A 12,425-nucleotide genomic window follows, 5' to 3' on the forward strand; every position below is an offset into this window, starting at 1 on the left:
GGGTGCAGGGGGGGGCGGGGGGGGCGTTGTGGGGGCCCGCCTCCGCCGCCCCCCGGGGGGCGCTGCGCCCCGCCCCCCCCCCCCCCCCCCCCCCGCGGGGGGGGGGGGGCGGCCCCCCCCCCCCCCACGACGTGCTCGTTGAGGTTCTCGCCGGAGCCGAGGCCGAGCCGGAAGCGGCCACCGGAGAGGAGCTGCATCGTGGCGGCCTTCTGCGCGACCACGGCGGGGTGGTAGCGGAAGGTCGGGCAGGTCACGTACGTCATGAGCGGGATCCGGTCGGTGGCCTGTGCGGCGGCGCCGAGGACGCTCCACGCGTAGGGCGCGTGCCCCTGGGATTCGAGCCAGGGGAAGTAGTGGTCGGAGACGACGGAGAAGTCGAACCCCGCCCTTTCGGCGCCGACCACGTGTTCCACCAGGTCCCGGGGGCCGGCCTGCTCGGTCATCATCGTGTATCCGATTCGCACCATGCCCGGCGTCTCACCGCTGGGGCGGGCCCGAAACCCCCGGGGCCGGTCAGTCGTGCGGCGCCTCGCCGGTGATCCGGTGGTCGGCGTGGCTGAGGGCTTCCAGGACCAGCCGGCGCAGATGGCCGTCCCGGAGGCGGTAGTACACGTACCGGCCCTCGCGGCGGGTCTCGACCAGGCCGGCCAGGCGGAGCTTGGCCAGGTGCTGGCTGACCGCGGTGCGCGAGGCGGTGCAGCGGTCGGCCAGCGAGCCGACGTCGGACTCCTGCTGCGCGAGCAGCCACAGCAGGTGCAGCCGGGTCGCGTCGGAGAGCAGGCCGAAGACGGCGGCCGCCTCGGCGAGGCGGGCGTCGTCGGGGGTCCGCAGGTGCGCAGGGGCCGCAGGAGGGACCGGTTCGCTGGCAGGCATGGGCACAGCCTAAGACCCGGGGCCGTCCGGCCGGGACGTCCCGACATCATGTGCACACATGCGCACATGATGTGTACGCTGGAACGGTCGCCCCGTCCGGAAAGGATGTCCGCGCATGCTCTCGGTCCTGGCCCACCGCACCTACCGGCGCCTGTTCGCCGCCCAGGTCATCGCCCTGACCGGCACCGGTCTCGCGACCGTCGCCCTGGGCCTGCTCGCCTACGACCTCGCCGGCGCCCGCGCCGGGTCGGTCCTGGGCACCGCGCTGGCGATCAAGATGGTGGCCTACGTCGGCATCGCGCCCCTGATCGGCGCCTTCGCCGGCCGGCTCCCCCGCCGGGCCCTGATGGCCGGCTCGGACCTGCTGCGGGCGGGGGTCGCGCTCGGCCTGCCGTTCGTGGACCAGGTCTGGCAGGTCTACGTACTGATCTTCGTCCTCCAGGCCGCCTCCGCCGCGTTCACCCCCACCTTCCAGGCCGTCATCCCGGACGTGCTGCCGGAGGAGCGCGACTACACCCGGGCCCTGTCCCTGTCCCGTCTCGCCTACGACCTGGAGAGCCTGTTCAGCCCGGCGCTCGCCGCCGCGCTGCTCGCCTTCATGAGCTACGACCGGCTCTTCCTCGGCACCGTCGGCGGCTTCCTCGCCTCCGCCGTCCTCGTGGTCTCCGTCGCGCTGCCCCGGCCCGCGCCGCCGGCCGGCTCCGCGGGGGGCGGGTACGCCAGGGCCATCGCGGGCAGCCGGCTGTTCTTCACCGTCCCGCGGCTGCGCGCCCTGCTGTGGCTGAACCTCGCGGTCGCCGCACCCGGCGCGATGGTCACCGTCAACACCGTCGTCTACGCCCGCGACCGGCTGGGCCGGGGCACCGGCGACGTCGCGCTCGCGCTCGGGGCGTACGGCGCCGGCTCGATGGCCGTGGCCCTGCTGCTGCCCCGGGTCCTCGACCGGGTCCCGGAGCGGGCGGTCATGCTGGGCGGCGCGCTGGCGCTGCCGCCGGTCTTCGCCGCCCTGGTGGCGATCACCACCGGGGCGGGCGGCGGCTGGCGCTGGCCCGCGCTGCTGGCGACCTGGACGGCGTTCGGGGCCGCCTGCTCGGCGGTGCTGACCCCGACCGGCCGGCTGGTCCGCCGCGCGGCGCCGCCCGAGGACCGGGCCCCGGCGTTCGCCGCCCAGTTCTCGCTGTCCCACGCCTGCTGGCTGCTCACCTACCCGCTCGCGGGCTGGCTGGGCGCGGTGGCCGGCCTCCGGTCCGCGGCCGTCGCCCTGGGCGCGGTGGCGACCGTGGCCGCCCTGGCCGCGCTGCGGCTCTGGCCGCCGGCCGGGCCGGAACCGGAGGAGGCCGCGGACGGGACCCGGCGGGTCCGGGTGCTCAGCGGATGAGCCGGCGGTGGGCTTCCGGCGCGGGTACGGGTGCGGGTACGGGTGCTCAGCGGTGGAGGCGGTCCCGCCAGTCGGGCGGGACCCGGCCGGCCGGTCCCGGGGAGGGCTGTTCGGTGGGGCGCTCGGTGGGCGGGGCCAGCGCGGGGCCCGACTTGTACAGCGCGCCGGTGTCGTAGTTCCAGTACCAGGCCTCGCCCGGCTCGAAGCTCTGCACCAGCGGGTGGCCGGTGGCCTTCCAGTGGGCGGTGGCGTGCTGCCCCGGCGAGAAGTCGCAGCAGCCGATGTGCCCGCACCGGGCGCACCGCCGCAGGTGCAGCCACCAGCCGCCGAGCGCGTCGCAGTCGCCGCACCCGGTGCCGCCGGGCGGCACCGCCGGGTCGATCCCGTGGGCGGGGTCGATCCCGTCGGCCGGGTGGGTCCCGTCGGTTCCTCCGGTGCCGTCGAGACCGGTCATGCGGGCTCCTCCGTTCCTGCTCCGGTGCGTTCTGCTCCCGTGTCTCCCGCTCCGGTGCCTTCTGCGCCGCTGTCTTCTGCTCCGGCGCCTTCTGCTCCGGTGCCTTCGGCTCCGGCGCCGGGGGCGGTCAGCGGCAGCAGGACCTGGAAGCGGGTGTCGCCCGGCACCGACTCGACGTGCAGGCTGCCGCGGTGCTTGTTGACCACGATCCGCCAGGAGATGTCGAGGCCGAGCCCGGTGCCCTCGCCGACCGGCTTGGTGGTGAAGAAGGGGTCGAAGATGCGGTCGCGGATGTCGTCGGGCACTCCGGGCCCCGTGTCGCGGAACTCCACGAGCAGCCGGTCGCCGTCCCGTGCCGTGCGGACCGTGAGGGTGCCCTCGCCGCCGCCGTCCGTGATGGCGGCGACCGCGTTGTCGATGAGGTTGGTCCACACCTGGTTGAGCTCCGCCGGGTAGGCCGGCACCTCGGGCAGCGAGCGGTCGTAGTCCTTCACCACCCGCACCCGGGGGCCGATCTTGCCGGACAGCATCAGCAGGGTGCTGTCGAGGAGTTCGTGGACGTCGACGTCGCGGTGCGGGGCGCGGTCCAGCTGCGCGTACTGCTTGGCCGCGTCCACCAGGTTCGAGATGCGGGTGGTGGAGTCCTCGATCTCGTCCATCAGGAGTTCGGTCTCCACCGTGTAGTTGAGCCAGCCGACGGCGCCCGGCAGGACGTCCTCGGCCACGGCCGCCGCGACCTGCTCCAGCCAGTCGGTGTCCAGGCCCGCCTGGACGAAGGTGGGCGCGACCCGCCAGCCCTCGGGGATGCCGTGGTCGTCGAGCCAGTCGGTCAGCTCGTCCTCGCGGTCGGACGCCTCCAGGGGGCTCAGCACCGGGGCCTTGGCCACGCGTTCGGCGGTCCGCTCCTGGATCTCGATGAGGTCGGCGAGCGTCTCGCGGGAGTACGGGCCCTGCGCGATGTGCGCCAGCTTGTGCCGCATCTTCCCGACCCGCTCGCGCAGCGCCGCGGTGGCGCGGACGGCGGCCGCGGCGGGGTTGTTGAGCTCGTGGGTGAGGCCGGCGGAGAGCGATCCCAGGGCCAGCAGGCGCTCGCGCTGGCCGATGGCCCGCTGGGTGTTCTTGGAGCCGAAGAACAGCCCCTCCAGCAGGTGCGCGGCCATCGGGAACCACTCGCGCATGACGTCGGCGAACGACTGGGCGGGGAGGACGAAGAAGCGGGTGGGCTCGGTCACCCGCATGGAGTTGACGTACGTCTGGGGCACCCGGTCGCCCAGGTAGGCCTGCATGGCGCCCGCGTACACGCCGCGCTGCGAGGTGCGGCTCACCTCCACGTCGTCGCCGCCCACCCGGCGGTACAGCACGACGGTGCCCTCGATCATCACGTAGAAGCACGTGGCCGGTTCGCCCTCGGTGTAGACGGGCCCGGGGTCGAAGCGCTCCACCCGGCCCTCGGCGCACAGCCGTCCCAGCTGCTCCGGGGACAGCTCCTCGAAGAGGAAGAGGGTGGCGATCTCGGTCGGGTCGCAGGCCGTGACCTCGGTGCTCATGACGGCGTCCTCATGACTGCTCCAGGTAGCGGTGGACGAGCATCACGGCCATGGCGCCCTCGCCGACGGCGGAGGCCACGCGCTTGGCGGACCGGGCGCGGGCGTCGCCGGCCACGAAGACGCCGGGGAGGCTGGTCTCCAGGTGGTAGGGGGGCCGGTCCAGCTCCCAGGTCGCGGGCGGGCGGCCGTCCGGGGTGAGGTCGGGGCCGGCGAGGATGAAGCCGTTCTCGTCCCGGAGGACGGTGCCCTCCAGCCAGCCGGTCAGCGGGGCGGCGCCGATGAAGACGAACATCCAGTGGGCCTCGGCCACTTCGCCGGCTCCGGTGACGGCGTCCCGCAGGGTCAGCCGTTCCAGGTGGTCGGTGCCGTGGGCCTCCGCCACGACGGTCCGGGGCCGGACGGTGATGTTCGGCGCCTCCTCGATCTGCTGGACGAGGTAGTGCGACATCGATGCCGTCAGGGACGCGCCGCGCACCAGCAGCGTCACGGACTTGGCGCCGCGCGCGAGGTACACCGCGGCCTGTCCGGCGGAGTTGGCGCCCCCGACGACGTACACATCCTCGCCCTCGCAGGACGAGGCCTCGGTGAGGGAGGAGCCGTAGTACACGCCCCGGCCGGTCAGGTCGTCGCAGCCCGGGACGGTGAGCTGCCGGTACGAGACCCCGGTCGCCAGGATCACGCTGTGCGCGGCTACGGCCGAGCCGTCGGCGAAGCGGACGACGCGGGCGGCGCCGTGCGCCTCCAGGCCGGTGACCTCGCGGGCGGTGAGGATCTCGGCGCCGAAGCGGGTCGCCTGGCGGCGGGCCCGGTCGGTGAGCTGGGCTCCGGAGACGCCGTCCGGGAAGCCGAGGTAGTTCTCGATGCGGGAGCTCTGGCCGGCCTGGCCGCCGGTCGCCGACCGCTCGACCAGGACGGTGCGCAGTCCTTCGGAGGCTCCGTAGACGGCGGCCCCGAGGCCGGCCGGGCCGCCGCCGATGACGACGAGGTCGTAGAACTCGGCTGCCGGGGTCGTCGCGAGTCCGACGCGGGCGGCGAGTTCGGGGGTCTCGGGCTCGATCAGTGCGGTGCCGTCCGGTGTGACCACCAGGGGGAGCCGGTGGCCGTCGGCGCCGGCCGCGGCCAGCAGCCGTCTGCCCTCGGGCTCGTCGGAGGAGTACCAGCGGTACGGCACCTGGTTGCGGGCCAGGAACTCCCGTACGTGCGAGGAGTGGGCGGACCAGCGGTGCCCGACCACCTTGGTGGCGGGTACCGGCCGGTGGTCGCTGGAGCGCCAGGCGGTGAGCAGGTCGTCCACGACGGGGTAGAGCTTCTCCTCCGGGGGGTCCCAGGGTTTGAGGAGGTAGTGGTCGAGGTCGACCACGTTGATCGCGTCGATGGCGGCGTTGGTGTCGGCGTAGGCGGTCAGCAGGACGCGCCGCGCCCCCGGGTACACCTCGATGGCCTGTTCGAGGAACTCGATGCCGTTCATCTGGGGCATGCGGTAGTCGGCCAGGATCACGGCGACCAGGTCGCCGCGCAGCTTGAGCTCGCGCAGCGCGTCCAGGGCCGACCCGCCGGACTCGGCCCGGACGATCCGGTAGCCGCCGCCGTAGCGGCGCCGCAGGTCGCGGGCGATGGCGCGGGAGACCCCGGGATCGTCGTCCACCGTCAGGATGACGGTCCGTGCCGCGTCGGTGGCCTGTGGCATGGTGCTCCGCCCTGGTGCTCCGGCCGGTGCGCCGAGCTGGTCGCGCCGGCTCCCGCCCATCGTATGTTCGATGGCGGGGGAACGCTTCGGTACGGGTGCCCCGCCTCCGGGCCGGGGTGCCGCCGGGGCCCGGCCCCGGCGGCGTCCGCGCCGGTCAGAGGCGTGTGGCGAAGACCTGGGTCCAGTAGGGGTCCGGCTGGGCGACGCCGACGCCGATCTCCTTGAAGGCGCAGTTCAGGATGTTCGCCTTGTGGCCGGGGCTGCGCATCCAGGCGGCCATGACCTTGGAGGGGGTGCTGTAGCCGTAGGCGACGTTCTCGCCGTAGGTGCGCCAGCGGTAGCCGGTCCGGGTGATGCGGTCGCCGGGGTTGGAGCCGTCGGAGCCGGTGTGCGACATGGTGCGGTGGGCCGCCATGTCCTTGCTGTGGTTGCGGGCGGCCTTCGTCAGCTTCGCGTTGATCTTGACCGCGCGGCAGCCGGCCTTGGCCCGCTCCTTGTTCACCAGCGCCACGACGCGCTCGGTGGTGGTGGACGTCTTCGTGGCGGCCGGTGCGGCGGGGGCCGCGGCGTCGGACGCGCCGGCCGCGGCGGTGCCGGCCTCGGGTGCCGTACGCGTGGCCGTCGCGGCGGCGCGGGTCACGGCGCCCGCCTCCTCCGCGCCCAGGCCCGCGACGGCGGTGGGTATGCCCACCACGCCGAGCGCGACGGCGCCGATGGCGATCTTCGTGTACTGGCTCTTCCTGCGGTGCTTCTGCATGCATGACCTCGTTCGGTGTTCGCCAAGCGTGAGCGCCCGGGCCGCCGGGGCGCCGAGCGGGCCGCCATTCTTGGAAGGGGCGCAACGGGCTGGCAAGTCAGGGCAGTTGCCGACGGGTGCGGATCGGCGGACCCGGCTTGAAAAGCGTCCGGCGACGTGCAGTAGGACGGCGGCGACCAAGGGGTGAGACGGCCCACGGGACGTCAGATGCCGCTGGGACAAGGCATTTCACGCCGGTCGTCTCGCGCTGCGAGACGGGCATTCGGCGGGAGTGGGAGAAAGGGCCCCTGGATCCCCATATCCCGACATCTCACACCGACGGGAGCGGTCGTGACCCTTCCGTGATCCGGAGGGGGCGGGTGATCCATGTCACGGCCGGACGAGCCGCGGGGGCCGGCCGGAAGGGCCGGCCCCCGCGCTCGTCGGGCGGCCCGGATCAGGAGACCGACGCCAGCCCGTAGTGGTTCCAGACCTGCGCGGCGGTCAGCGCCTTCGGGTAGACGGCCGTCTCGTCGATCTGGCCGGTGAACGCGTCGCTGCTCGGGCGCGCGGGCCAGCCGGCGAGGTTGTCCCCGCCGACGTGCCAGTAGCCCGTGAACTCCCCGTGGCCGGTGACGCCGGAGGTGGCCTTGAGCTTGCCGTCGACGTACAGCGCCGTGCCGGACGGGCCCTGCGTCGCCACGACGTGGTGCCACTGGTTGTCGTTGTACGCCTCCTGCCACGGCGAGGCGATGACCTGGACCGAGCCCGGGTAGACGCCGAACACGACGCGGCCGCCGTCGGTCAGGTAGAGCTGCTTGTCGTACTGGCTGCTGTTCCACGTCGTGTGGCTGCCGAAGCCGATCAGCTTGCCGCCGCGGGTGCTGCCGGTCCTGAACCACGTTTCGAGGCTGTACGCGCTGCCCACCGTCTGGCGGTGGTCGCTGTAGACCTGCTGGCCCGAGCCGTTGAAGCCGATGGCCGTGCTGGTGCCGTTCACCGCGCCGGGCGCCTGGCGCAGGGCCGGGCCGCCGACCTGGAGGCCGCCGGTGTTGCCGGCCCTGGAGGAGTCGGCCACGTACGGGCTGACGGTGTCGTCGTAGCGCCAGTACAGCTCCGCGCCGTCGGCGCGGACCCGGTCCGGGTAGGACGGGGCGGTGACCGGCACGGTCACCGAGGCGGTGGCCGACTTGGCGCTCGTGTTGCCCGCGCCGTCGGTGGCGGTGACCCGGTAGGTGTACGTGGTGCCGGCGGTGACCGCCGTGTCGGTCCAGGAGGCCTGGCGCCGCTCGAACTCCAGGGAGTCGGCGGTCATCGTGTGGACCGGGGTGCTGCCGCCGTTGCGGTAGATCCGGTACGTCAGCCTGCTGTCGTCGGCGTCGAAGCTGGTGCGCCAGCGCACCTGCACCTCGCCCGGGGCGACGCCGGCGGCACTGGCGACCGGGGTGGTCGGGTTGCCGACGTCGCCGGTGGAGGCGTAGCGGGTCAGACCCTGCTGGGGCTTGGTGTTGACGGTGGTGAACTCGCCGCCGACCCACAGGTACGCGGTGCCGTCCTTGGCGGCGACGGTCATCACCCGGGGCCCGACGCCCTCGCCGATGCCGCCGTTGACGGCGGGGAACCAGCCGAGCTTGCGCGGGCCGGGCACGAAGCCGTCCACCGGAGCGGGCTCGGCGCCCTTGTGGGCCGTGGGCTGCGCCATCAGGTAGCGCCGCTTGCCGTCGTCCGGGAACTCGCCCTCCGTGGCGCAGTTGTGCGCGTGGGAGGCGATGTAGAGCGCCCCGCCGTACGGCAGCACGTTCTGGGTGGCGCCGAGGCAGCGGTCGCGCCAGCGCTCGCCGAAGCCGTCCAGGTCGAAGGCCGCGCGCCCGTCGAAGACGCCGCCGCCGTTGCCCTGGTTGCCGGTGTAGAAGCCGGTCGCGTCGGTGGCGATGTCCATGACGACGGAGAGGCGGTGGAAGCTGTTGTACGTCTTGCGGACCGTGCCGGAGACCGCGTCGACCACGGCCAGGGCGTGGCTGGAGCTGTTGTTGACGGTGAAGAAGTCGCCGCCGAGCAGCACGTTCCTGCCGTCCGGGGTGAGCTCGACGGCCCGGCCGGACTCGTCGGCGTTCGCGGTGAACGCGCGGAGCGCGCCGGTGGAGGCGTTGACCGCGGCGAACTTGCGGCGGGTCTGGCCCTGGACGGTGCTGAAGTCGCCGGCGGCGTACAGGGTGGTGTCCGAGACCGCGAGGGCGCGCACGGTGGCCGAGAAGCTCGGGTGGAAGGCCGACTTCGGGGCGCAGCCGGCTATGTCGATCGCGGCCACGTTGGATACCTTCACGCCGTTCACGGCGCCGAACCGGCCACCCGCGTACAGGGTCTTCTTGTCCCTGGAGACGACGAGGGAGCGCACGGTGGCGGTGCCGCTGGTGGCCGTGAAGGACAGCCGGCACGAGGTGGGAGCGCCCGTCGCGGCGTTCAGGGCGGCGAAGTTCACCGCCGCGCGCGGGGTGCCGGCCGCACCGGCCGGCGGCCGGAGCTCGGAGAAGGTCCCGCCGGCGAACACCGTTCCGTTCACCTGGGTCAGGGCCCACACGATGCCGTTGGTCTGCCAGGTGGGCAGGCTGTCGGCGGTGAAGGAGACCGGCGGGGTGACCGCGGAGGCCCGTGGTGTGACCACCAGTCCGATGCCCGCGCCGGCACCCGCCAGCGCCAGCACGAGGGCGGCCGTGAGCCCTCTGGTTCCGCGCCCGCGGCGACGTCTTTCGCTCACTTCAGTACCTCGAAGATCCTGGTTTCGATGAGGGAGTTGGCGAAAGGGTGCCAGAGGGAGGCACGGGAGAATTCAGACAAAGGGCAACCGGCGCTGGGATACCTGAACGTTACCTTTCGATTACACCTGATGTTCACTCAATCATGTTGAATGAAAAGCGAGTTGGGAAAAACGCTCCAGATCCGAACCACTTTCGGCCGCGGGTCCGTTACCGAATCGAAATCTTCGCCCGGACGTGCCGCGGCCGCCGGTCCGGGCCTGGGCTCCGGACCGGCGGCGAGGGGCGGCGGGCTCAGGCGGCCCGGGCGGCGGGGGCCTCCTCCAGGTCCTCCGACCCGTCCCGTTCGTCGGCGTCCTCGCCACGCGCGGAGGTCTCGTCCCGGGTGGATTCCCCGTCGCGGGCGGAGTCCTCGTCCCGCGTGGTGCCGTCGTCGCCGACGACGTCGTCCCGGGCGCTGGGGATCTCCAGGGGGTCGCGCGGCGCCTCCCCCTTGGCCTCCTCCATCCGCTCGCCGAGTTCGACGAGCCGGTTGCGTCCCATGGCCTTGCGCACCTCGGGGAACCAGTCGTCCTCTTCCTCCTGGACGTGGTGCCGGACGTTCTCCATCAGGACGGTCATCTTGGCCTTGAACCGCTCGTCGGCCGCGTCCATGTCCTTGAGCTCGGAGAGCATCCAGACCGCCGCGTGGTGCTCCTCCACGCTCTCCAGCACGTGGTCGGTGGTGTCGGGAGCGGCCTCCCGCGCGGCCGGGTAGAAGACCTGCTCCTCGATCCAGGCGTGGACGGTGAGCTCCCCGATCACCTCGTCGGTGATCTCGCGGCGCTCGTCGACGTCCTCGTCGCCGGTCTTCTCGAACCGCTTGAACAGCTTCTCGACCGTCTTGTGGTCTTCCCGCAGCATGACGATCCCGTCCATCGCCGCCTCCTGTTCGTGTAGCCGGAACGGATCGCTCCGCTCATGCCCCGCACCGGCCCGGGCATGCGGCCGGACGCGCCGCGTCCGCACCACCCGTCGCCTCAGGCGCCGTCCGGTCCGTCCGTACCGGCGCGGCGCCGCTGGTCGCTGTCCCGGCGGAGCCGGTGCGTCTGCCGGACCATGCTGCCGATCCGGTCCGCGAGCGCCGGGTCGCCGGTGCGTACGTGGGGCTCGGCGGCGGCGAGGGGGTCGACCAGGGCGGCGGGGTCGCTGGCCGAGAGGGCCTCCCTGACCTCCCCGAGCGAGGCCCGGCCGGAGTCGTCGACGGCCGTCAGGGCGGTGACCAGACCGGCCAGCTGACGCAGGTCGGCGGCGTGGTCGCGGGCCCAGGCGTTCACGGTGCGCTGCGCGGCGCGGTAGTCGCGAGTGGCCTGGACCTTCTGCTCACCGGTGGCGCCCTCGGCGCCCGGACGCAGCCGCAGGTAGCGCCGCTCGGCGGCCTGGCGGCTGGCCACGCCGAGCGGACCGGCCAGCTCGGCCCAGCTCGCGCCGGCGGCCCGGGCCGTCTCGATGAGCCCCGACTCCCAGCCGGCCAGCCGCTCCCGGACCTCTCTCAGGAGCAGCAGCGCGGCCAGGGCCGCCTCCGGGTCCTCCGGAGTGTCGGCGCCCCGCCCGTGGGCGCCCTCCAGGGCCCGGTCGATGGCGCCCAGCGCCGCGACCGCGGCGAGGAAGGACGCGGGCGGGCCGGGCGATCTGGCGTCGTCGGACGGGCGGGACGGGGTCACGGGGCCTCCGGTGCGTCGTGGGCCGGCACGGTGACGGGCCGGGGGCGCCGGTTCGGCCGCGGACCGTGTCGGCGGCCCCCGGGCGCGTCATCCGGTGGATGCCGGATCCAATTGTCATCGTTTCGATGACATGTTACAACGGTGCTGTCCGCAGCGCACCGGCATCCCCCGCCGTCCGGCCCGGACCGCACGGCACCGCTTCGGGCAACGACAGCTCTTCCCTTCCTGACACGAAAGCGAAGAACCATGTTCGACCAGGCCGAACTCCGCCGGACGGCGCCGGCGATGACCTACGAGCAGCTGCTGGAGGCCGTGCGGTACGAAGGGGCGTACCCCGACGCCCCGCGCGCCGCCGAGTCCGTCCGGCAGGTCCTGGGCGCGCTGGGCCGCCGCCTGACCGGTGAGGAGCGGGTGGAACTGGCCGCCCGGCTGCCCGCCGAGGCCGCCCTGGCCTTCACCGCCCAGCCGCCCGAGCTCGACGAACTGACCGGCTGGGGCTTCGTGAAGGACCTCGCCGCCCGCACCGGGACCAGCCCGGCCGCCGCCCGCTGGGACACCGGCGCCGTGCTGTCCGTCGTCGCCCGGCTGGCCGGTCCCGAGCTGCTGGCCCGCATCCTGCGCGCCCTCCCCGGGGGCTACGCCCTGCTGTTCGGGCAGATCGAACTCGCCCCCGGCCGCACCGCCTGATCCGAGGTGAACAGCTGCGACGAAGGCGGTGGCGCCCGGATCGAGGTCGAGGCCCGGGACGGCACGACGGTGCTGCGGCCGCACGGCGAGATGGACATCGAGCGCGCCGCGGACTTCCACCGCCGGCTCCTCACGGCGCTGGCCCGGGACCCGGGCGGGGCCGCCGAGGTGGTGGTCGACCTGCGCCACCTCACCTTCTGCGACTCCGCCGGCCTGCACTCCCTCCTCCGCGCCCGCACCGCCGCCTCCCGGAACGGCCACCGGCTGTCCCTCGCGGCGCCGATGGACCAGTTCCTGCGGCTGCTGGACCTGACGGGCACCCGGGACCTGTTCGACATCCGGCCGGCCCCGCCGTTCTGAGCGCCGGGCGGGGCCGGGCGCGGGGTTCGGGGCGGGGCCGCGGGACCGGCCGGGGCCGGAGGACGCGCCGGGGCCGGGGCTCGCACGACCGGCACCTGCACGGCGGGGGCGCTCGGGGCCGACGCGCTCACCTGGAGCCCACGGGCGTGGGGCGCAGGCGGGCGGTCAGGTGCTCGGCGCTCCGCACGCCGGTCGGCCGCGGGGCCAGGTCGGGTGCGGGCCCTCGTGGGGGCGGCGCGGAGGGGGC

The 12,425-nt window shown here is 74.0% G+C and carries 11 protein-coding genes and 1 pseudogene; 3 read left to right on the forward strand and 9 right to left on the reverse strand.

Features of this window, described 5'->3' with window-relative positions:
* Both ACIQUR_RS00125 and ACIQUR_RS00130 read right to left on the reverse strand, forming a co-directional pair.
* Positions 1-467: pseudogene (locus ACIQUR_RS00125) on the reverse strand (TIGR03557 family F420-dependent LLM class oxidoreductase); the annotation flags it as partial.
* A 46-nt stretch (positions 468-513) separates the two neighbouring features.
* Positions 514-873 carry an ArsR/SmtB family transcription factor gene (locus ACIQUR_RS00130; protein ID WP_403656011.1) on the reverse strand — a complete coding sequence of 120 codons (360 nt, stop codon included), beginning with the start codon at positions 871-873 and terminating at the stop codon, positions 514-516.
* A gap of 115 nt (positions 874-988) precedes the next feature.
* Between ACIQUR_RS00130 and ACIQUR_RS00135 the strand changes: the two genes are divergently transcribed.
* Positions 989-2,251 carry an MFS transporter gene (locus ACIQUR_RS00135; RefSeq protein WP_403656014.1) on the forward strand — a complete coding sequence of 421 codons (1,263 nt, stop codon included), beginning with the start codon at positions 989-991 and terminating at the stop codon, positions 2,249-2,251.
* Between the two features lie 46 nt (positions 2,252-2,297).
* Here ACIQUR_RS00135 and ACIQUR_RS00140 read toward each other — a convergent pair whose 3' ends face one another.
* The 7 genes from ACIQUR_RS00140 to ACIQUR_RS00170 form a co-directional block, all read right to left on the reverse strand.
* Positions 2,298-2,705, reverse strand: a complete 408-nt coding sequence (locus ACIQUR_RS00140; RefSeq protein WP_403656017.1) for a UBP-type zinc finger domain-containing protein — start codon at positions 2,703-2,705, stop codon at positions 2,298-2,300.
* A complete protein-coding gene (locus tag ACIQUR_RS00145; protein WP_403656020.1) occupies positions 2,702-4,252 on the reverse strand; it encodes an ATP-binding protein in 1,551 nt (516 codons plus the stop codon). Before ACIQUR_RS00145 ends, ACIQUR_RS00140 begins: the two co-directional genes overlap by 4 nt.
* 10 nt (positions 4,253-4,262) lie before the next feature.
* Complete coding sequence (locus ACIQUR_RS00150; RefSeq protein WP_403656023.1) at positions 4,263-5,939, reverse strand: FAD-dependent oxidoreductase; 1,677 nt, start codon at positions 5,937-5,939, stop codon at positions 4,263-4,265.
* Between the two features lie 154 nt (positions 5,940-6,093).
* Positions 6,094-6,696 (reverse strand): CAP domain-containing protein, encoded by a 603-nt coding sequence (locus ACIQUR_RS00155; RefSeq protein ID WP_403656026.1) that lies wholly within the window; start codon positions 6,694-6,696, stop codon positions 6,094-6,096.
* A gap of 436 nt (positions 6,697-7,132) precedes the next feature.
* Complete coding sequence (locus tag ACIQUR_RS00160; protein WP_403656029.1) at positions 7,133-9,430, reverse strand: LamG-like jellyroll fold domain-containing protein; 2,298 nt, start codon at positions 9,428-9,430, stop codon at positions 7,133-7,135.
* Between the two features lie 292 nt (positions 9,431-9,722).
* Complete coding sequence (locus ACIQUR_RS00165) at positions 9,723-10,346, reverse strand: hemerythrin domain-containing protein (protein ID WP_403656032.1); 624 nt, start codon at positions 10,344-10,346, stop codon at positions 9,723-9,725.
* A 101-nt stretch (positions 10,347-10,447) separates the two neighbouring features.
* Positions 10,448-11,131, reverse strand: coding sequence for a hypothetical protein (locus ACIQUR_RS00170; protein WP_403656035.1), 684 nt, complete (start codon positions 11,129-11,131; stop codon positions 10,448-10,450).
* A gap of 246 nt (positions 11,132-11,377) precedes the next feature.
* Between ACIQUR_RS00170 and ACIQUR_RS00175 the strand changes: the two genes are divergently transcribed.
* Together ACIQUR_RS00175 and ACIQUR_RS00180 are read left to right on the forward strand one after the other, a co-directional pair.
* On the forward strand, positions 11,378-11,818 hold the full coding sequence (locus tag ACIQUR_RS00175; RefSeq protein ID WP_403656038.1) for a DUF2267 domain-containing protein: 441 nt from the start codon (positions 11,378-11,380) through the stop codon (positions 11,816-11,818).
* A gap of 6 nt (positions 11,819-11,824) precedes the next feature.
* On the forward strand, positions 11,825-12,178 hold the full coding sequence (locus tag ACIQUR_RS00180; RefSeq protein ID WP_403656041.1) for an STAS domain-containing protein: 354 nt from the start codon (positions 11,825-11,827) through the stop codon (positions 12,176-12,178).
* Positions 12,179-12,425 lie beyond the last annotated feature (247 nt).

This window comes from Streptomyces sp. NPDC101132, assembly GCF_044759225.1.
Taxonomy (GTDB): Bacteria; Actinomycetota; Actinomycetes; order Streptomycetales; family Streptomycetaceae; genus Streptomyces.

Excerpts from the sequence above, each read along its gene's own strand:
- ACIQUR_RS00140 (WP_403656017.1), bottom strand. The coding sequence starts at position 2,705 with ATGACCGGTCTCGACGGCACCGGAGGAACCGACGGGACCCACCCGGCC.
- ACIQUR_RS00130 (WP_403656011.1), bottom strand. The coding sequence starts at position 873 with ATGCCTGCCAGCGAACCGGTCCCTCCTGCGGCCCCTGCGCACCTGCGG.
- ACIQUR_RS00150 (WP_403656023.1), bottom strand. The coding sequence starts at position 5,939 with ATGCCACAGGCCACCGACGCGGCACGGACCGTCATCCTGACGGTGGAC.
- ACIQUR_RS00145 (WP_403656020.1), bottom strand. The coding sequence starts at position 4,252 with ATGAGCACCGAGGTCACGGCCTGCGACCCGACCGAGATCGCCACCCTC.
- ACIQUR_RS00135 (WP_403656014.1), top strand. The coding sequence starts at position 989 with ATGCTCTCGGTCCTGGCCCACCGCACCTACCGGCGCCTGTTCGCCGCC.
- ACIQUR_RS00155 (WP_403656026.1), bottom strand. The coding sequence starts at position 6,696 with ATGCAGAAGCACCGCAGGAAGAGCCAGTACACGAAGATCGCCATCGGC.
- ACIQUR_RS00165 (WP_403656032.1), bottom strand. The coding sequence starts at position 10,346 with ATGGACGGGATCGTCATGCTGCGGGAAGACCACAAGACGGTCGAGAAG.
- ACIQUR_RS00175 (WP_403656038.1), top strand. The coding sequence starts at position 11,378 with ATGTTCGACCAGGCCGAACTCCGCCGGACGGCGCCGGCGATGACCTAC.